Below are 23,413 nucleotides of genomic sequence, written 5' to 3' on the forward strand. Positions count from 1 at the left end.
AAAAGAGTATCTTTTCTTTGTTGAAATGTGGGGAAATGAAAAAGGAAAAGTAATTTTAGTGTTATTTATGCATCATTAGAATGTTCGGGAAGCCTTTATATTGGCTTCCCGATATTTTTTATGCTGAAAAAATATTATGCAAGATGTTGGTAATATGATACGTATTTTTCTAATCCTTCAATCTCTTTCTCAGGTAGCTCAATACCACCTTTTCGGCCGTAGCAAACATTTCTTAAGTACTCTCCAAAATCATAGAACGACTTTTTTTATTTTCCATCCAATTATATCTATTAATAACAAATTCACCATCAAAGTTTGTATCAAATGTATAAGGAATACAGGCTATGTTTTGGGGTAAATGTTTTTTAATACTCTATATTGCCGGCCGGCTCCTAAACTTTTACATACAAACAGTAAACTATTAATTATTGTAAAATCAAAACTCTTCTTAGCTTCAATTACATTTGCGATCGGTTGGTTTAGTCTTGTTATGGTCGAAGTTGTTGAATCTGCAAGTGAGGAATCAGTAGGGATGACAGTGGGTTTTGCGCTTACACTGAATCAAATTGCTATTATCTTTGCACCTGCTTTGTTTGGTTATATAGTAGATGGAAAAGGCTACACATATACATGGATGGGTATAGCTGCATTACTAAGCGTTTCAGCGGTAAGTTTATGTAAAAGTAAACGAATATTAAAAATGTAAATCTTTTATGAAGAAAATCTAAAGAAATGTCGTGGGAGTGACATTTCTTTTTTAAATGCTGTATAATCAAGTTATAAATGAGATTCGTTTTCATTAACGTTCATTTCCTCTTTTGAAGTTACCTGTAATTTTAGCCATAATAAGTTGTTTTTCTTTTTCATTATTTGCCCGAGTTATTTTGTTTAAAAATTTTTCAACGTCATTTCCTTTTAAAAACATAATCTATTTTCTGCAATATTCAATTATAACTATATTTTTTTTTGTTACCCGATAATGAAACATCATATCGTCTAAACGATTGCGTTTATCGGTCTTTTTCAAATTAACACCTCCATTCTGGCTAATGTGTAACGAATGTTACATAAGAAATTGAAATTTAAGTTGGATGCATCCGATTGTAAGGTGGAAATTTTACAAAAAAGAAATACAATAGAGAGTAGTCAAAATTTGAGTGTGAGAAAAAGGAATCTAGTGTAATATGATGAATGATAGATAGATTATAAAATGTTTGAAAATTAAAAGATATAGAATAGAATGGAAAAGTATAAAGTGAGATTAGATAAAAGAGGGTTCCTATATGTTTAAGAAATGGTTAATTGTTTTTTTTATTTTTGCTATTTTTTGTGGGAGTGTCGCTGCACTAATATATGCAAATAAAGATAAGAAATATAATTTGAGGGTATTTTCAGATTCTAAGAATAAGATTGAAAATGATAAACCAAAAGTTGATGTAAATCAACAAAAACGTTATGAGGTTGCAGCAGCGAAACTAGATCAGTATTTAAAAGATAAAGGGTTTAACGGAACGGTTCTCGTGGCGGATAAAGATAATGTGGTTTTACGAAAAGGATACGGGTATGCGAATGTAAAAGATAAAATTTTAACAACGCCAAGAACAAAATATCGCATCGGTTCCATAACAAAAACAGTAGTTGCAATATCTATATTACAGCTAAAAGAAAAAGGGAAATTAAGTATAGAAGATAATGTAAATAAATATATTCCGTCGTTTCCGGCAGATAAAAATATTACGTTAAGAAATTTGTTAACACATACTTCCGGATTGCCAGAGCAGGGACAAGGTAGAGTTGATGCGGCATCACGTTTAAAGTTAGTAACATGGATTGGATCTCAAAAGCTTGAATTTCCTGCAGGAACGGGATGGAGATATACAGATTATAATTATATGGTGCTTGCATATATTGTAGAAAAGATAACAAATGAACCACTTGCTGACTATGTGAAAGAAAACATTTTTACTCCTGTTGGAATGCATGAATCTGGGATGGGTGCCACTTTCCCAGGAGATATGTTTTTAGCAGAAGGATATACGAAAAAAGATAATGAGTTAATAGCTACGCCTCGTTTAAGAATGAGTTGGCTATATGGTTGTGGTGAAATGTATACAACTGTTGAAGATATGAAAAGGTTAGATGAGGCAATTATGGATGGTAAATTGCTTTCTAAACAAAGTTTATCAGATATGTTTACTGTATCGCCCGCTAGAAAGTATGGATTTAGTTTCTACATTAATGCAGATTATAATCATAATCATGGAGTATTAGCTGGATGGAACACATTTAATAATTTTAATGGAGATAAACGAATTTTTGTAATTCTTTTCTCTAACGTACAAAATGGAATGAACGATACATTTAATCAAGAGTTTAGAAAGATGGCGAAAGATTTAATAGAAGGAAAATAATTATTTAAAAATCGGTATTGATATGAAATTATCAATACCGATTTTTTTATTTAGTAATGTTTTATTTAGTGAACAAGCAGGTATGAGAGGGGATTAATATTAGAATAAATTTATGAAGGAAGTTAAATGATATTAATGTTAAATATAGGGAATGCATTTTGTGAATGTCATCTATTTGTATTGAACTTATGTGATTATCATGCGGAAGAATAATTGGTAATTTTTACATTGCTGAAAAAGCTTGAGCTTCACACTATGTTAAGCCTTACATTATTGTAGACATGAACAGGAGGTTGCAAAATGAAAAAAGTAGTAAAGTTTTGTTTAATAGCTACATTATCTACAACGATTATTAGTGGATGTTCTTTTGAAGGTGGTAATGAAAATGCAAAAGGGAAAGAGAGTGAAAAGGTAGAGGTACAGAAAAACGCTGGAAAATATACGATGCCAGATGAAAAAGATAAACATGAAGGTACATGGCTACAATGGCCTCATGAATACACATATGGTCAAGAGTATAAACAAGAAGTCGAACCTATTTGGATTAAGATGGCAAGTGCTTTAACTGAGGGTGAAAAAGTCCACATTGTTGCATATGATGAGGAGGAGAAAGAGCGAATCAATAAGCTTTTAATAGATAAAGGGCTGAATATGGATAAAGTTGATTTCTTTATCGCTCCTACTGATGATGTGTGGGCAAGGGATAGTGGACCGATTTTTGTTTATGACAATAATAAAAATCTAAAAATATTAGATCCAGCATTTAATGGTTGGGGAAAGAAAACTCCTTATAAAAATGATGCCCGTATACGTGAGAATGTTAGTAAACAATTAGGGATTGAAAGAATTGATTGGGGGAAATTTGTCCTTGAAGGTGGCGCAATTGAATTAGACAGCAATGGGACTGCTTTATTAACACGAAGCGCAGTAACGAATAAAAATAGAAATCCTGATTTATCAGAAGAGGAAATTGAAAAATATATAAGTGATCTTGGGGTGACAAACTTTATTTGGTTAGATGGAGTGCCTAATTTAGATATTACTGATTTTCATATTGATGGATTTGCTAAATTCCATGATAAATCTACCATTGTAACGATGAAAGAAGATGACTTGGCTGAATGGGGCTTGTCAAACAAAGATATGGATAAATTGTTAGATGCAAAAAATGCTTCAGGACAGAAATATAAGTATGAATACTTACCGCTTAGTAAAGATAAAGTTACTTTAGAAGGTGGAAAAACTCTCGATTATAAGGGATCGTATATCAATTATTATATTGGGAATAAAGTTGTATTGGTACCTAACTATAATGACCCAAATGACAAAATCGCAAACGATACGATTCAGAAGTTATACCCAAATCGCAAAGTAGTGGGAATTGACGTGAGAGAACTTTATAAAAATGGCGGCATGATTCATTGTGTTACACAGCAACAACCGATTCAATTGAAGTAATCGATTTATAGTTTCGTTATGTTGCTTTATAGACAAAATAGGTGAAATACTATCTTTACTTATTTTGTCTTGTTTTAACATCTGTAATAAGAAATAAATGCATAATTTTAATGTAATGATAATCAAATGTAAGTATATTGTCATGATTGTTTTATATGGAAAAGGAGAAAAATATTTGTATTGAAAAATTTTAAAATAGTATTTTCGTTTTTCCTTATCGTTCTACAGTGCATTATAAATGTAGCTTTGATCTGTTTGGGAATTGTTTTAAGTGTGTTTCTTATGAAAGAAGTCATTCAATTTATACAAGAACTGAAATTGAGTGGTGAGGAATCTAGTTATCATTTAATTGATAGCATTGTCGTATTCTTTTTATATTTTGAATTCATCGTAATGATTATAAAGTATTTTCAAATGAACTTTCATTTTCCATTACGTTATTTTATATATATAGGTATTACGGCTATTGTTCGTCTAATTATTATAGACCATGATAGTCCAATGGATTCATTGTTATATGCTTGCGCGATTCTTGTATTAATTAGTGCTTTATTTATTGCAAATTCTAAAATAATGCGTCGTGATTTAGAAGAGTGAACATTAGTTGTTTAAATCAAAAAAAGATGTTTTATCTTTTGGTAAAAAAGGAGTAACGGTATTGAAAGAAATAATTTTAACTAGTTTCATAATAATAGGGTTTATGATTCTACTATTTAATTGTATACTTTCGTAATTTTAAAGGATAAAAAGTTAAAAAGGGAAGAGGCTTTTGTAAATATGGTACATTACAATAATCAAAATAGTTTACATCAAATATTTACATTAAAGGGGACAGTTATAAGAGATATTTTCCCGCAAATTTTATTATATATATGCGTTTCAACGATAGTAACTGTGATTAATTATTATTATGTAGAAATAAAAATTAATCAAACTCCTTGGGTAATTGTTGGAGGGGCTTTAGGTCTACTGTTAGTTTTTCGTACTAACACTGCGTATGATAGATATTGGGAAGGTAGAAAGTTATTTGGCACGATTGGTGCTTGTACTAGAAATTTAGCAGTTAGTTTTTTATGTTATTGGGAGTCTGAAGAGGAAAATACGGATAAGGAAAAACTAAAATTTTTACATTTATTAATTGCTTTTCCAAAGTTAGCGAAAGGACATTTGAGAGATGAAAAAGATTTATCTGAAATAAAATCATTGTTTGAAATTTGTTCTGAGAAGGAACGAGAAATCTTGGCTAAGTCTATTCATTTACCGATTAGTATAGTTTTCATGTTAAAAACTATACTATCAAAAGGTTTGAAAACGGGTCAAATTCATCCAAATGCAATAATTAATATGGAAGCTGATTTGAATACTCTGCTTACGGCTGTGGGTGGATGTGATCGTATCAAAACAACGCCTATTCCTTTTGCATATTTTGCTCATATTAAAATTTTACTGCTAATATTTTGCGGGACTTTATCGATTGGTCTTGTTGATAGTCTTGGATGGTTTACAGTACTTGCAACTACGTTTATAAGTTTTGCATTTATAGGGATTGAAGCAATAGGGGTTGAAATTGAGGATCCATTTGGTCAGGATCCAAACGATCTTCCGCTTGAAGCAATTTGTATAGGGGTAGAAACGCATTTAGTGAATTTATATAATCAAAACGCTCTATCAGAAGTAATGGATTTGAATCTTGATAAAAAAATCAGCTAATCCTTCATTGTGTACGACGATTAAAATTTAAAAATCTTGTCAAGAGTCAGTTTACGGCTTAACAACGGCTTTATATTTTTTATATAAATATATAATATTTCTCCGTGCTATAATCCATTCATGAAATGTGCACGTTTTAAAAATTGTAACGAAAAGAGAAATGAATTGGGCAGTAGTGGGCTTATTGAAAACAGTTATTCAATCATTATTAAAAAGTGAGGTAAATAATATGGAACAAAAACATAATGGAATTATTTTTACTGCAATACCAGATAAATCGAATGAATATTATCGACCATTTTATGAAGACTTGATTTATTTTAATGAATATTTAAACGAAAACAAAGCATTTACCGATCAACTTATATCTTTATCTGTTGAAGAGCAAGACTTTCATACAAGCTTTTTTGAGTATGATGATATTTGGCTAAGAGATGTTGCTCCAGTTGTAACAAATCATCTAGTTAAATTTAAATATCAACCAAATTACTTACCTAAAGATCAAGGGCGATATTTAGATCAACAATTTAATAAATGGTTGAAAAAGAACGACTTTGAATATGTGAAATCACCATTAATATTGGATGGTGGTAACCTTATTTGGAATAAAAAAGATACCGTTATTTTAACAGAACGTATATTTGATGATAATGATGATTGGACGGAAGAGGAAATTATTGAGCAGTTAGAGTGGGATTTAGATGTGAGCCGGGTTATTATTATTCCTGCTGAAGAAGGAGATGTACTTGCACACGCGGACGGAATGGTTAAATTTATTGATGAACACACAATGTTTATTAGTGATTTTCTAGGGGATCATGAATTTAGATATAATGTTCAAGAGATTATTGAAGAGCAAATGCCAGAAGCTGAATTTATAGTTGTTCCTTCGTCATATACAGAGAAGGGTCAATACGATGAAGAGATAGCGTCAGCAAAAGGTTTATATATAAATATGTTAGAAACATGTGATACGCTTTACGTTCCTAAGTTTGGATTAGCTAAAGATGAGGAAGTTTTACGATATATTCAACAGCGTACTGAGAAACAAGCTATTCAAATTCATGTAGGAGAAATATCGACAATGGGAGGCGCGATGAATTGTTTAACGTGGTATTGTCCTAGTCATTTGTTACCTTCAAAAATGAAAAGGCTGAACGATCAGAATGAAGGTTCTTCAATTAGAAAAATATTTGATTGGTTTTAATAAATAAGCTTATATATAAGAAAATGTATTCAAGGGGTATTTATATGTATACAATTACTGAATTTTCACGGATTTGTAAAATGAGTACACGAATGTTAAGGCATTATGATAAAGAGGAAATATTGAAACCAGCATATGTGAATCCGGTAAATGGATATAGATATTATGAGCAAGGGCAGCTTGAAATAGCGTTGAAAATTAAAAAGCTAAGGGAGTACAAATTCCCTTTACCGAAAATTAAAACAATTCTTCAATCATCAGATCAAGATTCATTTATTACACATATGCAATCGCAAATTATAGAGTTGTCTCATGAGGTGAAACAAAATTTACAGGTTATTTCAGAAATGAATGAAATGGTAAATATGAATCATGGTCTAAATATTGCCTGCCATAGAAGTTACGATATATTAATTGGAATGAGAAATGAAATGACGGTAATTGCTCAAAGACTACAAATAGATATAGATGATATGGATGATTATTTTTATTCCTTATATGAAAAAGTACAAAAAAATAGCTTACGAATAGTCGGTTCTCCATCCACAGTTTTTTATGATGAAGAGTATATTCCAAATCACAGTGATATTGAATTAAGAATTCCGATTATGGCTGAGGACAATAAAGGCGTATTACAAGAGTGCGAAATAAAAAAGCTAAATCAGCATCAAATCGTTACTACTATGCATTATGGCAGCTATGACTATATAGGCTATGCTTATATGGCATTAGAAGAATGGGTGGAAAGCAATGGCTATATAATAGATAGTCACCCATATGAAGTCTATATAAAGGGACCTGAATGTGATTGTTTAGTAGAAGAGTATGTGACACAAATTTGTTTTTTAGTTACGAAAATAGAATGAGAATAAGGATTGACATTAACATTATGTCAATCCTTATTCTATATACGAAAGCAATTTATCATAATAAAAAGGGGAAAGAATATGAAAAGAAAAATTTTACTTATTTGTCTGATTCTAAGTATGGTATGGATTTCGGCATGTACTCCTGGAGTAGGAGAAGGGGAGAATGGTAGCGCTGTTCTACCTAATCAGTTACCTAAAAATGTAGTATTTAAAAATGGTACAATCTATACTTCAAATGGAAAGCAAGACATCGTAGAGGCTGTAGCCGTTAAAGAAGGGAAAATTACATTTGTTGGTTCAAACAAGGATGTAGAGGGATTTATAAATGAAGATACGAAAGTGGTGGATTTACAAGGGCGTTTTGTCCTCCCTGGTTTTGTGGACAATCATAATCATATATTTGAAGCGAAATCACCAGCAGCAGGGAATTGTAGTGTCTCACCAGATGCTTCGCTGCAAGAACAACGCTCGTATTTAAAAGCGTGTAAAAAAGATGTAAAGACAGGGGAATGGATAAGCGGAACAGGATTTAGTTTGGAAGAGCTGTTAAAAGATATGGACGAAAAATCAGAACAACAAACTCCATTACAAGTTCTTGATGAGCTGTTTCCTAATAATCCAGCATTAATTATGGAAAGAACCTCTCATTCTGTATGGGTTAACTCAAAGGCACTCGAGTTAGCGGGAATAAATAAAGATACGAAAGATCCGCAAGGCGGAAGAATTATTCGAAATCCAGAAACAGGAGAACCGTTTGGTATTCTTTATGATACAGCTGGAGACATTGTGATGGAAAAAGCATGGAACTCCCAACCGAATCTGTTTGAAAAAAATTATGAAGGTTTGTTGGACGGATTAGGTGAGGTTGCGAAGAATGGTATTACTACAGTCGGTGATGGACGTCTCTATTGGAAGCGAGGCTGGTTAGATGTTTGGAATAAAGTAAATGATGAAAAAAAGCTAACGTCACGAGTAGTACTTCGTCCGTGGGTGTATCCGAATTTAAATGAAGCAGAACAAATGGAGTATTTCAAAAAAATTAAGCGTGATGATGTATCATCTCGAATGCTTATTAATCAAGTGAAAATGTATAGTGATGGAATTAGTATTAACAGTACAGCTAAAATACTAGAAAAATATAAATTTGAGTGGTTTAAGGGAACACCGTATGGTTTGAACTATATTTCGGAAGAAAAAATGAAATGGTGGTTGACGGAGCTTAATAAAATTGGTTACGGTGCACTCATTCACACAATTGGAGATGGCGGGGTAAGAGAGAGTTTAAATGCGATTGAAGCAGCGAAAAAAGAAGGGGCGAATCAGCCTTATACGCTTACGCACGTGGAAATGGTAGAAGATAGTGATATAAATCGTTTTGCTAAATTAGGTATTAGCGCTGATTTCCAAGTAGGGCACGATTTTGCGGAAGATCCAAAACAAAGCTGGGCAAGTACGTATTTTACAAATCAGCAAATGAAACGAATTATGCCGTTAGGGCGAATTTGGAAAACCGGTGCGAATGTATCACTTAGTAGTGATTGGGATGTAAATGAACTGAATCCACTTGTGACGATTTCGAATGCATTAAGCATTGATGAAAAGGGCTTGTCTGATGTATACGCAGCTATTGATGCCTATACAATTAAGCCAGCTAAAGCATTAGGTCTTGATAACATCACTGGCTCAATTGAAGTAGGGAAATCAGCTGATATGGTATTACTAAATGAAGATATTACTAAAATGGGTGCCGATAAGATTCCGAATGCGAAAGTTTTAGTGACGGTTTTACAAGGAGAAGTAGTGTATCACAAGGAGAAATAGCGAGTAATCTTATTTGGTTGCCACAAGTAAATGAATATATTTCTGTTGACCTTAACACGATGTCAAAGTTTAGACTGAACTTGCATTCGAAGAAGGGGTGAACATGTATGAGAAATATGGAAAATAGTTTGTTTTATATGCCTGCTGAGTGGGAAAAACATGAGGGGACATGGCTCCAATGGCCTCATGATAAAACGCATAGAGGTGAAGGTTACAGAGCTAAGTTGGATGATATTTGGATATCGATGGCAAAGGAGCTTCATTATGGAGAAAATGTGCATATTGTTGTATGTGATGAGGAAGAAAAGGTACATGTCCAATCAAAGTTAATTGAAGCGAAAGTAAATATGGATAAAATTGATTTTTTAGTTCAAGAAACCGATGATGTTTGGATAAGAGATAATGGACCGATCTTTGTAAAAGATAAAGAGAGAAACATCTGCCTAACACACTGGGCATTTAATGGTTGGGGGGATAAATACCCGTATGAAAAAGACGCTGTTATTCCAGAGAAAATAAGTGAAATATATAGCATTCCAAAAGTTGAATCAAGTGTCTGTCTAGAAGGTGGAGGAATAGAGATAAACGGAAATGGAACCTTAATGGCGGCAAAAACTTCTATTATAAATGAAAATCGAAATCCCACACTAAGTCAGGAAGAGATTGAAATGGAGTTAACGAAGTATTTGGGAGTAACGAATTTCATATGGATAACTGGTATTCGCGGTGAGGATAATTATGATGAAGATACGGATTACCATATTGATGGGGCAGCGCGTTTTGTAAATGAAAATACGATTCTTTATGAATATGATCCTTTTGGGGAAGGAGAGTCGTACCTTTTGGAGGCGCACGAAAAGCATTATCAAGAATTGCGGCAAGCGAGAAATATAGATGGAAATCCATTTCAACTCATTCCAGTACCGGTAACAAGACAAGTGGTGAAAGAAGCAGAATGTAAGGGCTCATATTTGAATTTTTATATTGGAAATGAAGTCGTATTGGTACCTATATATGGTGATGAACATGACAAGTTAGGACTTCAAATCATTGAAGGACAGTTTCCAGGAAGAAGGATTGTTGGGATTCATGTAAATGAATTGTATGCGTATGGTGGCATGATTCACTGTGTGACGCAGCAGCATTTAGAATAAAGTGATTCAAATGAAAAAAGCATGCAGAGCATAACTCTGCATGCTTTTTTCTTATAATGCTGAAAACTCTTCAACAAGTTGGGTGAATCGATTCAATGCACTTTCAATTGGCTCTGGTGTAGTTAAATCAACGCCAGCTTTTTTCAGTAGGTTTAATGGATAGTCAGAACTTCCACCTTTAAGGAATTCAATATAATTTTTCTGGGCATTTGGATCACCGCTTAATAATTTATCGGCGATTTGAATGGCAGAGGCGAATCCTGTTGCGTATTTGTACACGTAAAATGGACGGTAGAAATGAGGGATTCTAGACCAGCCATATTTTACTTCTTCGTCAAATACGATGGAGTCTCCATTATATTCTCTAAATAACTTTTCATAAATTTCACTAAAGACTTGGGCATTTAATGGTTTACCTTGCTCAGCCATTGAATGTGTGATTTTTTCAAACTCAGCGAACATGATTTGTGTAAAGAAGGTACCTTTAAAGCTATCGATAAAGTAGTTAATTAAATGATTACGTACGTTCGTTTCTTTCGCTTCTTTTAATAAATAGTGAATTAATAACACTTCATTTACGGTAGAAGCGACTTCTGCAACAAAGATAGTGTAGTGTGCAGAAATTCTTGGCTGGTATCCGTGTGAGTAATGCGTATGCATTCCGTGACCACATTCATGAGTAAGGGTGAAAAGGCTATTTAAATCATCGTGATGATTTAAAAGAATGAAAGGATGAACACCGTATACACCAAAATTATAAGCGCCAGAACGTTTTCCTGGTGTTTCTCTCACGTCTATATAGCGTTTATCTTTAAAGCTTTTTAATGTTTCGATATATTCTTCACCTAAAGGGGCTAGTGACGCGATCATTATATCAAACGCTTCGTCGTATGGAATGTCTTGTTTTACACCTTTTACCAAATCAACACTCAAGTCGTATTGTCTTAGTTCATCTACATTTAATTTTTCTTTTCTAAGTTCATTATATGCATGTAATGATTGAATGTTTTTTTTCGTCGTATCGATTAAATTTTCATATACTTCTTTCGGAACCATGTCGCCAAATAATGATTTTTCTAAAGCTGATGGATATTTTCTTAGCTTTGAAACAGTAACATTATTTTTAATAGCTGCAGATAAAGTAGAAGCAATAGAGTTTTTCAACTGAACATATGGCTTGTAATAAGCTTTATAAGCTTCTTTACGTTTCTCACGATTCTCATCTTCTATTAACTTTGAATACATTCCACGTGTTAAGTTTACTTTTTCTCCATCATCAGTAGTCACTTCACCAAAAATTATATCTGCATTATTTAACATGCCAAATGTATGCTGCGGGGAGGAGAGTGCTTCACCCATTTGTGATAAAATCTCTTCTTGGTCTTTATTCAAAACGTGTTTTTTATAACGGTATAGCTCAAATAAGTCTTCTTTATAATAGTGTAAGCCTTCTGTTTCTTCTATGTAAGAATGTAATGTGTTTTCATCTACACTAAGCAAGAATGGGGAAAAGAAAGATTTAGCCGCACTTACTTTCACGTGTAATTGTGATACTTTATCGACAAGGGATTGAGCGTCAGTATCGCGTGTATCAAGATCAGATTGTAGTCTTGCATAAGCGAACATTAAAGATATTATGCTAGATATTTCTTCACTCTTTGTTAAATAAGCTAATAAACTATTGCCATCGTGAATATTTCCGTTAAACTTGTGTAGTTCATTCGTTAATACTTCAATTTTATGAAAGTCGCTTTCCCAATCTTCAATTGTATGGTAAATGTCCGTTAAATTCCATTTTTCTTTATCAGCTACTTGTAATCGATCTTTAAGTTCTGTCATAATCATTTCCTTTCTAAATATGTAGTTATATTCCTATATAACTATGAAATACAACAAATTGCAAAAAATCCCTGCTGGAAAATAAAAAGCCTTGCCGGAAATGGCGAGGCTTTAAAAGTTTAATGTAATGCCAAACGTTGAATGTAAAAGATTTTTATATTGCTCTTCTGTAACTGTTTCTTTCGTTTTTTTACCGTTTTTCGCTATTGTAAGGCTATCTTTCGTTAAAGAGGCATGCCCATTTTCAGTCAGTTTTACAATAAGAGGTACTTTATTAAAAGGGGAACCCTCATGTTCAACGATAATTTTTTGTGCTGCATTTGCTTTTTCCACATTTACTTCTTCCAAGTGAAACGCATAACCTACTGTCCAATCATTAGTAGAAGATTGATCTAGAAACTCATTATTTTTACGCATTTCTAAAATATAATTGCCTTTTTCAGTCGTTTCTTTGCGAATACGATAATCTCCTGTTACGGAGTGAACGACTTCACCTGAGAAAGGGACAGGTGCAAGAGGTAAGTATGATCCGAATCCAACTTCAATTAAGTAAAGTTCATTATGATATTTTAAAACTGTTGCGATATGTCCAGAATCCACAGCCCATATAGAGTTTGCATTGTTATAAACTGTTCCTGAAACGAGATGAACATCGAATTTAGAGTCTTTAAGGAAGTAATACATAGTCGGATTGAGTTCATAACAAAGGCCGCCACGGTTGTTTATTAAAATTTTTTCTTTTAGATTTTCTTTTGATATTTCTGTAAAATTGTTTTCGAGAATATTTAAGTTTTCAAAAGGGACAGATTGTGACATGGCATACATAATGTTAGGTAAATCTTTAAAAGAAACTATTTCTTTATTCTTTATATTTAATCGTGCGAAAAATTGTCTTTGAAAGTCTGTCATTGAAATCCCTCCGTTATGCTTTTATAGGTAAATTGTAAACAAAATTGAGTAAGATGTGAATTTTAAACTATGTTGAGATACTTGTGGAATATGTGAAGTTACATGAAAAATAATGTGAGAGATTAAAAGATTACTACTTTACTAACTGTAGAACGAATATTATAATAATTTTAATAAATTATGCAAACGTTTTCTTGAAGGGGATGGTGTAAATATGTTGAAAAGGATTATGGTAGTCTGTTTATTGTTTATTTTACTTTTTCCTAATATATATGAGGGGAATAAGGCGGAAGCAGCAACGATAAACAATGGAACATTAATGCAGTATTTTGAGTGGTACGCTCCGAATGATGGGAATCATTGGAATCGTTTGCATTCTGATGCTGAAAATTTAGCCCATAAAGGAATTACATCTGTATGGATACCACCTGCATATAAAGGGACTTCACAAAATGATGTAGGATATGGAGCGTATGATTTATATGATTTGGGGGAATTCAATCAAAAAGGAACGGTGCGGACGAAATATGGGACAAAAGCACAGTTGAAATCTGCAATTGAAGCTTTACATAAGCAAAGCATAGATGTGTATGGTGATGTAGTTATGAACCATAAAGGTGGGGCTGATTATACTGAAACCGTAACAGCTGTAGAGGTAGACCGAAACAATCGAAATATTGAAGTGTCAGGTGATTATGAAATTAATGCATGGACGGGGTTTAACTTTCCAGGACGCGGAGATTCTTATTCTAATTTCAAATGGAAATGGTATCATTTTGACGGAACGGATTGGGATGAAGGAAGGAAATTAAATCGAATTTATAAATTTAGGGGTATAGGTAAAGCGTGGGACTGGGAAGTGTCTAGCGAGAATGGGAATTATGATTATTTGATGTATGCAGATCTTGATTTTGATCATCCTGATGTTGTGAAGGAGATGAAAAATTGGGGAACGTGGTATGCGAATGAATTAAATTTAGATGGCTTTCGTTTAGATGCTGTTAAACATATTGATCATGAATATTTACGCGATTGGGTAAATCATGTCAGACAGCAAACAGGGAAAGAAATGTTTACAGTAGCTGAATATTGGCAAAATGATATTAAGGCCTTAAATAATTATTTGGCGAAAGTCAATTATAATCAATCTGTGTTCGATGCACCGCTTCATTATAATTTTCATTATGCTTCAACAGGAAATGGGAATTATGATATGAGAAATATTTTAAATGGAACAGTAATGAAAAATCACCCTGCACTCGCAGTTACTCTCGTTGAGAATCATGATTCACAGCCTGGGCAGTCATTGGAATCTGTAGTAAGTCCGTGGTTTAAACCGTTGGCATATGCATTTATTTTAACACGTGCAGAGGGCTATCCTTCAGTTTTTTATGGTGATTACTATGGGACAAGCGGAAAGAGTAGTTATGAAATTCCAGCGTTAAAAGATAAAATTGATCCGATTTTGACGGCACGAAAAAACTTTGCATATGGTACGCAGCGTGATTATTTAGACCATCCAGATGTGATTGGCTGGACAAGAGAAGGTGATGGTGTACATGCTAATTCTGGTTTAGCGACATTACTCTCAGACGGACCAGGAGGATCAAAGTGGATGGATGTTGGAAAGAATAACGCTGGGGAAGTATGGTACGATATTACGGGTAATCAAACAAATACTGTAACAATTAATAAAGATGGATGGGGGCAGTTCCATGTAAATGGAGGCTCTGTTTCAATATATATTCAGCAGTAAATTTGTGATGAAAAAGAAGGGGCAGACTGAAATATAAGTTTTCCTCTTCTTTTTTACATTCTGCATAGTTATTAAAGTATGACACCTTTACTTCTTGTAAAACATATAGTATGATGATTTCAATAAATTAGATTTCAATGACTAAAATATAAATTAATGAGAGGTGCTTTTTGTGAGTGCGGTAGGTACTAAATAGGAAAAATTTAATGAAATAAATCGGATAAGACCAGGGGATTTTTATGTACATCATACCCCTAATTTTGTCATGGATTTATTTCGAAACCTATGAAGATACCTACAATACTTTATAAAGCGTGTAATAAGGGGATTGCCATCTGTTTTTTATGGCTTATTTCCTCATATGTTATTACACTTGCCTTGTAAATGTAAAAGCTGCGGTATCCCCGCAGCTTTTTTGTATATATTTTTAATGTATAAAAATGGTAATTAAATAATATAGAATTCATTGGAATCTAATGAGTAGGTATCTTCATTGATGATAGAAATCAATCATAGTGAGGAGAAACAAAATGAATACGATGACTTTTGAAAAGTTACAATATAACGAATTAATGGAAATAGTGAAATCTTATTGTGTAAGTGGTTTAGGTAAGGAATTATTAAATAAATTAGAGCCGAGTACGAGTATAAAAGTAGTGAGAAATCGCTTAAATGAAACGACAGAAGCACGAGCTATAGTAGATGCAGAAGGGCATGTGCCTTTTTTCGGAATATCCAATATCGCTAGTACAATTCAAAAATTAGAAAAAGGGATGATTTTAGATCCAGCAGAGTTAGTGAGCGTTTCAGACTTTTTACGTGGGTGTCGAAAGATTAAAAAGTTTATGCTAGATAAAGAATTTTTTGCGCCAGTATTAGCTTCTTATGCAAATTCAATGACTGAATTTAAAAGTATTGAAGAGGAAATTAACTTTTCAATTAAAGGAAATAGCATTGATGCAGCGGCTAGTAAAGAGTTAAAACGAATTCGAAATAACATTGATTCTGTAGATGGAAAAATAAAAGAACGTTTAACGAAGTTTTTAAATAGTAGTGCAAATAAGAAGTATATTCAGGAATTCTTTATTAGTAAAAAGGATGATCGCTATACGATTCCAATCAAATCTACCTATAAAAATCAAGTTGCAGGAAGTATTGTTGAAGCATCTGCAAAAGGTTCTACTGTATTTATAGAACCACATACGGTTACAAAATTAAATGCGGAACTAGCAAGTTGGAAAGCAGAAGAAGCGATGGAAGAGTATCAAATTTTAGCGACTTTATCAGGAATGATATTAGAAAATATTTATCATATAAAAATTAATATGGAACTGATTAGTCAATATGACATGGTATTTGCGAAAGCGAAGTTTAGTAAAAGTATCGATGGAATAGAACCGAAGTTAAACGATCATGGTCACATTCATTTAGTGAATTGTAAGCATCCGCTTTTAACAGGGCAAGTTGTACCGTTAAATTTTGAAATCGGTCAAGAGTACCGTAGTTTAATTATTACAGGACCGAATGCGGGCGGGAAAACGATTGTGTTAAAAACAATTGGACTTTTAACATTAGCGACAATGTCTGGCTTGCACATCGCTGGAGATAAAGAAACGGAAATTGCTATTTTCGAAAATGTGTTTGTAGATATAGGTGATAATCAAAGTATTGAAAATGCACTAAGTACATTTTCATCTCATATGAAAAATCTGTCTGAAATTATGAGGATGTCAAATAATAATACGTTACTACTATTTGACGAAATAGGAAGCGGCACAGAACCAAATGAAGGTGCGGCGCTTGCGATATCTATTTTAGAAGAATTTTATCTAACGGGATGTATTACAATTGCGAGTACGCATTACGGAGAAATTAAACGGTTTTCAGAAATGCATGGTGATTTTATGAATGCGGCAATGCAGTTTAATAGTGAAACGTTAGAACCGCTTTATAAGTTAGTAATCGGTAAATCTGGTGAAAGTAATGCACTTTGGATTGCAAATAAAATGAATGTAAAAGAACATGTACTGCAAAGAGCGAAAGAGTATATGGGAAATAAAGAATACGCTATAGAAAAAGTGAATGAAAGCAAAATTAGAAAACCGAAATTCGTGCAAGAAAAAAGAGAAAATGACTATGAATATAAAATCGGTGACCGTGTGAATTTATTGGATCATGATGATTTTGGTATCATCTATAAGGAAAAAGATAATTTCTATAATGTCGTTGTATATTATAACGGTGAATTCGTTGAAGTGAATGTAAAACGTATTACTTTAGAGGTAGCGGCGAAAGAATTATACCCAGAAGGATATGATTTAAATACACTATTTGTCGATTATAAAGAAAGAAAAATGCAACACGATATTGAGCGCGGATCGAAAAAAGCGCTTCGTAAAATTGAAAAAGAAATTAGAAAGAATAGAGGATAAGTTAAAATGGTAACGATCAGACAAGAACAAAAAAACGATTATAGAAAAACAGAAGAAGTTGTACAACAAGCATTTTTACATGAAGAATTTAGTGATAAAAAAGAACATGAACTTGTAAAACGTATTAGAGAATGTGACGCATTTGTTCCAGCGTTATCAATCGTTGCGGTAGATGAGGAAATAGTCGGGCACATTATGTTATCCAAAATTACAATAGAACAAGACGGGACTACTGTAGATTCATTAGCACTGGCACCAGTATCAGTTGCTCCAGGCCATCAGAAAAAAGGAATTGGTGGCAAACTTATCGTAGCGGCGCTAGAAAAAGCGAAAGAACTTGGATATGGATCAGTTGTAGTATTAGGGCATCCAGAGTACTATCCGAAATTTGGTTTTAAGAAAGCAAGTGATTGGAATATAAAAGCACCATTTGAAGTGCCAGATGAAGTGTTTATGGTGATGGAACTTAGAGAGAATGCTCTTCAAGGTGTTGAAGGGGTTGTTCAGTATTCGGAAGCTTTTTCTGAATAAAAGTACCGATTAAGAAATGTAATCATAAAAAACGCTATCTTTTTGTAGGGATGTACAGAAAGATAGCGTTTTTTAGTAAGCAGATCTACTTACGTATATTTTGCACGATGGATAATTGAGATGATAAGATTGATATAGAAATGTAAAGGGAGAGAATATGATGAAGACGCGAGAAACAGATAGTAATGGGAAATTAGTTACGTTATATGTTACAAGACACGGTAAAACAATATTAAATGCGAATCATCGCGTGCAAGGTTGGGCGGATTCTCCGTTAGTAGAAAAAGGTGTTGAAGTTGCCGCGAATCTAGGAATGGGATTAAAAGATACTCATTTTACTAGTGTATATAGTAGTGATAGCGGTCGAGCGATTGAAACTGCTAATTTAGTATTAAAATATAATGAGCAATCAAAGTTAAAACTTGAGACAAGAAAAGATTTACGTGAATTGAACTTTGGCACTTTTGAAGGCGAAAAAGTTGAAATTATGTGGGATGCTATCGGAAAAGCTGCAGGTGTTACATCACCAGACGAACTCATGAAGTATTCTATTGAAGAAGTTATTAATCTGATTAGAGCAGCAGACCCTACAAAACAGGCAGAAGATTGGGCAGTATTTTCTACTCGTATAAAAAAAGAAATTAATAGGATTAGTGAAGAAGCTGCTGAAAATGGTGGAGGCAACGTTTTAGTTGTAGCTCATGGACTTCTGATTACTGCATTAATAGAAATGCTGGATCGTAGTAAAACAAAACTTGGAGTGGAAAATGCAAGTGTAACGAAAGTTTTATATGAAGATGGGAAGTATACAGTCGAATCGGTTGGGGATATGAGTTATGTTGAAAAAGGAAAAGAAAGTGTGGAAATATAATAATATCTCAAATAGAAATAAGAACAGGAAGCTAGCAAAATCTAGCTTCCTGTTTTAGTTAGATGAATCATGGGATTAATAAAATCTTCCCAGTACTTTTACGGCTCTCTAATAATTCATGTGCAAGAGCACCATCTTGTAAAGAGAATGTAGTAGGATTCGCGATGTTTAATTTTCCATTCGCAATCCATTCGAATAGTTGAGAGGAACGTTCTTTTCGCTCTTCGTAAGATATAAGTACATTCCAAAGGTCTCCGCCAGTTAAAGTTTTCGAAGTATCCATAAGCATACGTGGATCAACTGGCGCAGGATTACCACCGGCCATTCCGTAAAATACGACAGTACCACCAATTTTAGTCGCTTTAAAGCTTTCTTCTAATGTAGAACCTACTGATTCATACACAACATTTACGCCAGCATCATTAGTCATTTCAAGTACATTCGTATGCCATGCTTCGCTATATGAAAATACGTGATCGGCACCGGCTAACGCTGCTATCTGTGCTTTTTCTTTTGATGACGTAAGACCGATTACTGTTCCGCCCTGTAGTTTAATCATTTGGATGAGAAGCTGACCAACACCACCAGCTGCGGCATGTACTAAAGCTATATCACCTTGTTTTATTTGATAGCTATCTTTCGTTAAATAATGTGCTGTTAATCCTTGTAATAAGATAGAAGCGGCTGTTTCAAAAGAAATAGAATCTGGAAGTGGAATTGCTTTTTCTGATGGAACAGCAACTAATTCTGCATTTGCAAATGGAACGTCAGCAAATGCAATGCGATCTCCAGGATTGATAGTAGTAACGTCAGCTCCTACTTTTTCAACAATACCAGCCCCTTCATAACCTAATATATAAGGCGGATTACCAGCGAGATGATAATCGCCGCGGCGTCTATAAATATCAGCGAAATTTAAACCAATTGCTTGCATGCGAACAAGAATTTCATTTGGATTTATGATTGGATCAGCTATTTCTTTATATTGTAGTACATCAGCATTTCCAAACTGTTCGAAACAAAGTGCTTTCATATGGAATACCTCCATTTATATTGTTTGTAGATGTTCTTTATCATACAATACAAATATCAATAGAAAAAGAAGATTATTTCGATGGAATCAATCGAAAATGTCGATTGAAAAGGGGGAATAGCAAATGGAGATAAAACAATTAATTACATTTAAAGTAGCGGCGGAGACTTTGAACTTTACCCAAACTGCGAAGAAATTAAACTTTGCCCAATCGAGCGTAACAGCGCAAATTAAAACGTTAGAAACTGAGCTTGGTACGCCGTTATTTGAGAGATTGGGAAAACGCCTTTTCTTAACTGAAGCAGGAAGAAAGTTTCAACTATATGCCGATAAGATGATTGCGCTCAGTAACGAAGCGAAAATGGCTGTGAAAGATGATGAGGAAATAGCAGGTACGTTAATAATTGGTGCGCAAGAAAGTCAATGTACATACAGGCTCCCTTCCATATTAAAAAGGTTTAAAGCGCAATTTCCCCAAATAAAACTTATATTTAAACCAGCGCATTCCAATAAAGATGCGAAGGAACAATTGATGGAGGGGAAAGTAGACCTTGTATTTATTTTAGACGAATGTAAAACAGAAGACGTTTTACATGTAGAGCCACTTATGAAAGAAGAATTAAAAGTAGTAGCTGCTCCTACGCATCGTTTACTTGAACAATCTTCCGTTTCTATAAAAGATTTAGAGAGTGAAACACTTTTACTAACAGAACTCGGTTGCTCGTATCGGACTTTATTCGAAGAGTTATTTCGTGCGGAAGACGTATATCCGGCAAATAAGATTGAGTTTGTTAGCGTAGAGGCAATTAAACAATGTGTTATTGCAGATTTAGGTGTAGCCGTGTTACCAGCTATAGTAGTAGAAAAAGATATACGAGAAGGTACAGTAAAGGAGTTAGTTTTAAAAGAAACAATTCCCCCGATTTATACGCAAATTGCTTGGCATAAAGATAAATGGATGACATCGCCACTGCAACAATTTATTGATGTAACGAGGGAGTTTTTTGCAAGGGATTAAGTGGAGAAATATTTGTTTTATATGTAAGAAGAATAGCACTTTTGTATATAGGGAACCGATACTTGGATGAAACAAGTATCGGTTCTTTATAGTATATTTTTATAATCACTTTTAAGTATGGCCATAATAATTGAAAAAACGAATCAACTAAGGTCTGTATCAGGAGGAGTATATCCAAGGTGGCGAGCCATAGATACAATTTGTCCTTTATGATGAAACTCATGAGTCTCCGTATGGGTTAAAAGCCATAGCGGAGTTGTGCTCCAAGGTTCTTTTTGCCATTTCACTTCATTTGCTATATTTTCGAGCCAGCGGTCATTGTATTCATCTAAAAAGCGTTGTACAGTCTCATCTACTAACTTAAACCGAGCACGGACTTTTTTGACATCTGCATGTTCAATTTCATAATCGCTAGCAAATGAAAAATCTGCTCGTTTTTGGTTAAATGCGAATGTTCCAAGCCAGTATCGATAGCAATCGGCTACATGAATATGGGTTTTTATAATGCTGCCACTTCCGAAGTTAGGAACCGTACTGTGCAATTTTTCTTGTGGAATTTCTTCCAAAAATGTAAATAGATTTTCCCTTGTAGAACTAATAAGATTATATTGTTGTTTTAAAACATCTAACATGTGGGTACACTCCTCTTTTGTTTACTGAAATATTTGTGCAGTAAGTAATTCTATATTTATGAGGAGTGGACCTTTTTTATAGTTTTCAGTAAGCATATTAGGTGTATTTCTTAATGGTTTCTGATAGATTAAACAAAGTGAAACTTTAATAAGTTGAACATTTTTAGCTCATAATAAATTGTACATAAAAAAGGGGACGATAAAATGAATAGAATAGTTGGTTTAAAACAATTTGAAATAACGCGTGGAGCATTACTTAAATTTATGGAAACTTTAGATGACAAAACTGCGGATAAGCAGCCGGATGGCTTTAATAACACAATCCGCTGGCATATCGGTCACGTGTTATCTGCAGCAGAAACTTTCATGTTTGGAAGAGAGTTTAAACACTTACCAACTGAATATCCAGGTATGTTTGGATATGGATCAAGACCATCTAAATGGGAAACAGAAGGACCAGCGTTAGCAGTGTTAAAGTCTCAGTTACAAGAGCAAGCGAAGCGCATTAATGAAATTCCAGCAGAAGCATTTGAAAATAAACTTCCAGAGCCATTCTTAGGATTGGAAACAGTAGGGGAGCTTTACGGTATGATGCTTTATCATGAAGCAGATCATATTGGTCAAATGAAGGCGATGGAACGTCTGGTGAAATCTCTATAGTTTTGAATTTAATTGCTTAAAAAAACGAAATCCCAGATGGATTTCGTTTTTTTATTGAGCAAGTAGAGAAAATTAATTAATTCTAATATTTCTAACGTAATCAGCATTATCCTTTCGACTGCTTCAAATGTTTGAGCTGTGTAACAATCATAATGCTAATGACAACGAGTAAAAACCATGAGCTAATTTTGCTTAAGTGAACGAGGTTCCATGTTTCCTGTTGATTTGGATATTGCCATGCTCCGAAGAAGGTAGCGATGTTTTCTGCAATCCAAATAAAGAATCCGATAAGGAAAAAGGAAAGTACGAGCGGCATTTTATATGTAACGCCTTGTAATGAAAATTCCACAAATGTGCGAAAGAAAACAATGAATAATAGTAAAGTTAATACCCATCTAAAGTCATATAGAAAATGATGTGTGAAAAAATTGAAGTAAATCATAGCTCCTAACGGCACAGCAAAAATAGCCTTTGGCCAATAATACATTTGCAAATGCAATCTTCTCCACGCCTGGCATATGTAACTTGCGACACTCGCATACATAAAACCACTGTATAGCGGAACACCGAAAATTTTTGAATACGCCTCCTCAGGATAACTCCATGATCCAAAATGCACTTTATATATTTCTAGTAGAAGTCCGATAAGGTGAAAAACAGTAATTACTTTTAATTCGTCTTTCGTTTCAAGTCCCGTTTTATACATTATATATTGCATAAGAAGACATACGATGAGTATGAAATCATAGCGATATAACCCTGGGATAGAAATGATTTTTGAAAGGGCTAGTGTTAAAAAAATAATGACTGGGAACAAACAAGATAATGCTTGTTCGTAAGTGAAATAGAGTAGTTGTTTTATATAAAACATCGTTTCACCTTCTGTAAGTTCTTATTTTAATTGAATAATCTGAAGAATAATTAAGTATACTATAGTTCTAAATAATAGAAAACTAGAATTGATTTGTTTAAAAAAACAAAAAAATGTAAAATGAAGTTAATTTAATGCAAGGGAGATGTGCCAATGTCAGCGCTTATTGTAAGTATCCCGTTTATACAACAGTTTATGGAACAAGGGGATAAAGTGAAACTTTAATCAGTG

At 33.6% G+C, this 23,413-nt stretch carries 19 protein-coding genes and 3 pseudogenes; 15 read left to right on the forward strand and 7 right to left on the reverse strand.

Annotated elements, in window-relative coordinates:
- Positions 1-134: 134 nt before the first annotated feature.
- Positions 135-471, reverse strand: a pseudogene (locus tag V7038_RS18725) (YdcF family protein); the annotation flags it as partial.
- On the opposite strand from V7038_RS18725, the pseudogene V7038_RS18730 reads away from it, so the two are divergent.
- Positions 464-706: pseudogene (locus V7038_RS18730) on the forward strand (hypothetical protein); the annotation flags it as partial. The pseudogenes V7038_RS18725 and V7038_RS18730 sit on opposite strands and share 8 nt — an antisense overlap.
- Positions 707-799: 93 nt before the next feature.
- Here V7038_RS18730 and V7038_RS18735 read toward each other — a convergent pair.
- Positions 800-1,027, reverse strand: a pseudogene (locus tag V7038_RS18735) (hypothetical protein).
- Between the two features lie 256 nt (positions 1,028-1,283).
- Between V7038_RS18735 and V7038_RS18740 the strand changes: the two are divergent.
- The 8 genes from V7038_RS18740 (at position 1,284) to V7038_RS18775 (ending at position 10,630) form a co-directional block, all read left to right on the forward strand.
- Positions 1,284-2,411: a serine hydrolase domain-containing protein gene (locus V7038_RS18740; RefSeq protein WP_335471295.1), complete on the forward strand. Its 1,128-nt coding sequence runs from the start codon at positions 1,284-1,286 to the stop codon at positions 2,409-2,411.
- Positions 2,412-2,711: 300 nt separating this feature from the next.
- Positions 2,712-3,869 carry an agmatine deiminase family protein gene (locus V7038_RS18745; RefSeq protein ID WP_335471297.1) on the forward strand — a complete coding sequence of 386 codons (1,158 nt, stop codon included), beginning with the start codon at positions 2,712-2,714 and terminating at the stop codon, positions 3,867-3,869.
- Between the two features lie 171 nt (positions 3,870-4,040).
- The gene (psiE, locus tag V7038_RS18750; RefSeq protein ID WP_335471324.1) at positions 4,041-4,466 is read left to right on the forward strand and encodes a phosphate-starvation-inducible protein PsiE; all 426 of its coding nucleotides are present in this window, start codon (positions 4,041-4,043) and stop codon (positions 4,464-4,466) included.
- A gap of 180 nt (positions 4,467-4,646) precedes the next feature.
- Positions 4,647-5,579 carry a bestrophin family protein gene (locus V7038_RS18755; RefSeq protein WP_002111040.1) on the forward strand — a complete coding sequence of 311 codons (933 nt, stop codon included), beginning with the start codon at positions 4,647-4,649 and terminating at the stop codon, positions 5,577-5,579.
- Between the two features lie 229 nt (positions 5,580-5,808).
- Positions 5,809-6,786, forward strand: coding sequence for an agmatine deiminase family protein (locus tag V7038_RS18760; protein WP_335471327.1), 978 nt, complete (start codon positions 5,809-5,811; stop codon positions 6,784-6,786).
- Positions 6,787-6,830: 44 nt separating this feature from the next.
- A complete protein-coding gene (locus V7038_RS18765; protein WP_002111037.1) occupies positions 6,831-7,652 on the forward strand; it encodes a MerR family transcriptional regulator in 822 nt (273 codons plus the stop codon).
- Positions 7,653-7,733: 81 nt separating this feature from the next.
- Positions 7,734-9,476, forward strand: a complete 1,743-nt coding sequence (locus tag V7038_RS18770; RefSeq protein WP_335471300.1) for an amidohydrolase — start codon at positions 7,734-7,736, stop codon at positions 9,474-9,476.
- A 107-nt stretch (positions 9,477-9,583) separates the two neighbouring features.
- Positions 9,584-10,630, forward strand: coding sequence for an agmatine deiminase family protein (locus V7038_RS18775; RefSeq protein WP_335471302.1), 1,047 nt, complete (start codon positions 9,584-9,586; stop codon positions 10,628-10,630).
- A gap of 51 nt (positions 10,631-10,681) precedes the next feature.
- On the opposite strand, the gene pepF is transcribed toward V7038_RS18775, so the two are convergent.
- On the reverse strand, positions 10,682-12,469 hold the full coding sequence (gene pepF / locus V7038_RS18780) for an oligoendopeptidase F (protein ID WP_335471304.1): 1,788 nt from the start codon (positions 12,467-12,469) through the stop codon (positions 10,682-10,684).
- 111 nt (positions 12,470-12,580) lie between these two features.
- Positions 12,581-13,378, reverse strand: a complete 798-nt coding sequence (locus V7038_RS18785) for an arylamine N-acetyltransferase family protein (protein ID WP_002111033.1) — start codon at positions 13,376-13,378, stop codon at positions 12,581-12,583.
- A 214-nt stretch (positions 13,379-13,592) separates the two neighbouring features.
- Between V7038_RS18785 and amyS the strand changes: the two genes are divergently transcribed.
- From amyS to V7038_RS18805, 4 genes are all read left to right on the forward strand, one after another.
- Positions 13,593-15,134: an alpha-amylase gene (amyS, locus tag V7038_RS18790; RefSeq protein WP_335471307.1), complete on the forward strand. Its 1,542-nt coding sequence runs from the start codon at positions 13,593-13,595 to the stop codon at positions 15,132-15,134.
- Positions 15,135-15,664: 530 nt separating this feature from the next.
- The gene (locus V7038_RS18795) at positions 15,665-17,566 is read left to right on the forward strand and encodes an endonuclease MutS2 (RefSeq protein ID WP_070170475.1); all 1,902 of its coding nucleotides are present in this window, start codon (positions 15,665-15,667) and stop codon (positions 17,564-17,566) included.
- A gap of 6 nt (positions 17,567-17,572) precedes the next feature.
- On the forward strand, positions 17,573-18,097 hold the full coding sequence (locus V7038_RS18800; RefSeq protein WP_070139765.1) for a GNAT family N-acetyltransferase: 525 nt from the start codon (positions 17,573-17,575) through the stop codon (positions 18,095-18,097).
- Positions 18,098-18,257: 160 nt separating this feature from the next.
- Positions 18,258-18,968: a histidine phosphatase family protein gene (locus tag V7038_RS18805; protein WP_033714743.1), complete on the forward strand. Its 711-nt coding sequence runs from the start codon at positions 18,258-18,260 to the stop codon at positions 18,966-18,968.
- Positions 18,969-19,035: 67 nt separating this feature from the next.
- Here V7038_RS18805 and V7038_RS18810 read toward each other — a convergent pair whose 3' ends face one another.
- A complete protein-coding gene (locus V7038_RS18810) occupies positions 19,036-20,001 on the reverse strand; it encodes a quinone oxidoreductase family protein (protein ID WP_070139763.1) in 966 nt (321 codons plus the stop codon).
- A gap of 124 nt (positions 20,002-20,125) precedes the next feature.
- Here V7038_RS18810 and V7038_RS18815 point away from each other — a divergent pair, with 124 nt between their 5' ends.
- Positions 20,126-21,019 carry a LysR family transcriptional regulator gene (locus V7038_RS18815; protein WP_070139762.1) on the forward strand — a complete coding sequence of 298 codons (894 nt, stop codon included), beginning with the start codon at positions 20,126-20,128 and terminating at the stop codon, positions 21,017-21,019.
- A 143-nt stretch (positions 21,020-21,162) separates the two neighbouring features.
- On the opposite strand, the gene V7038_RS18820 is transcribed toward V7038_RS18815, so the two are convergent.
- Complete coding sequence (locus V7038_RS18820) at positions 21,163-21,651, reverse strand: DinB family protein (RefSeq protein ID WP_002111019.1); 489 nt, start codon at positions 21,649-21,651, stop codon at positions 21,163-21,165.
- A 204-nt stretch (positions 21,652-21,855) separates the two neighbouring features.
- Between V7038_RS18820 and V7038_RS18825 the strand changes: the two genes are divergently transcribed.
- Positions 21,856-22,311 (forward strand): DinB family protein, encoded by a 456-nt coding sequence (locus V7038_RS18825; RefSeq protein ID WP_070139761.1) that lies wholly within the window; start codon positions 21,856-21,858, stop codon positions 22,309-22,311.
- Between the two features lie 106 nt (positions 22,312-22,417).
- Here V7038_RS18825 and V7038_RS18830 read toward each other — a convergent pair whose 3' ends face one another.
- Entirely contained in the window at positions 22,418-23,182 is a 765-nt protein-coding gene (locus tag V7038_RS18830; protein ID WP_002111016.1) for a DUF817 domain-containing protein, read from the reverse strand.
- Between the last annotated feature and the right edge of the window lie 231 nt (positions 23,183-23,413).

Origin of the sequence: Bacillus sp. JJ783 (assembly GCF_036963225.1) — a bacterium.
Lineage (GTDB): Bacteria > Bacillota > Bacilli > Bacillales > Bacillaceae_G > Bacillus_A > Bacillus_A cereus_U.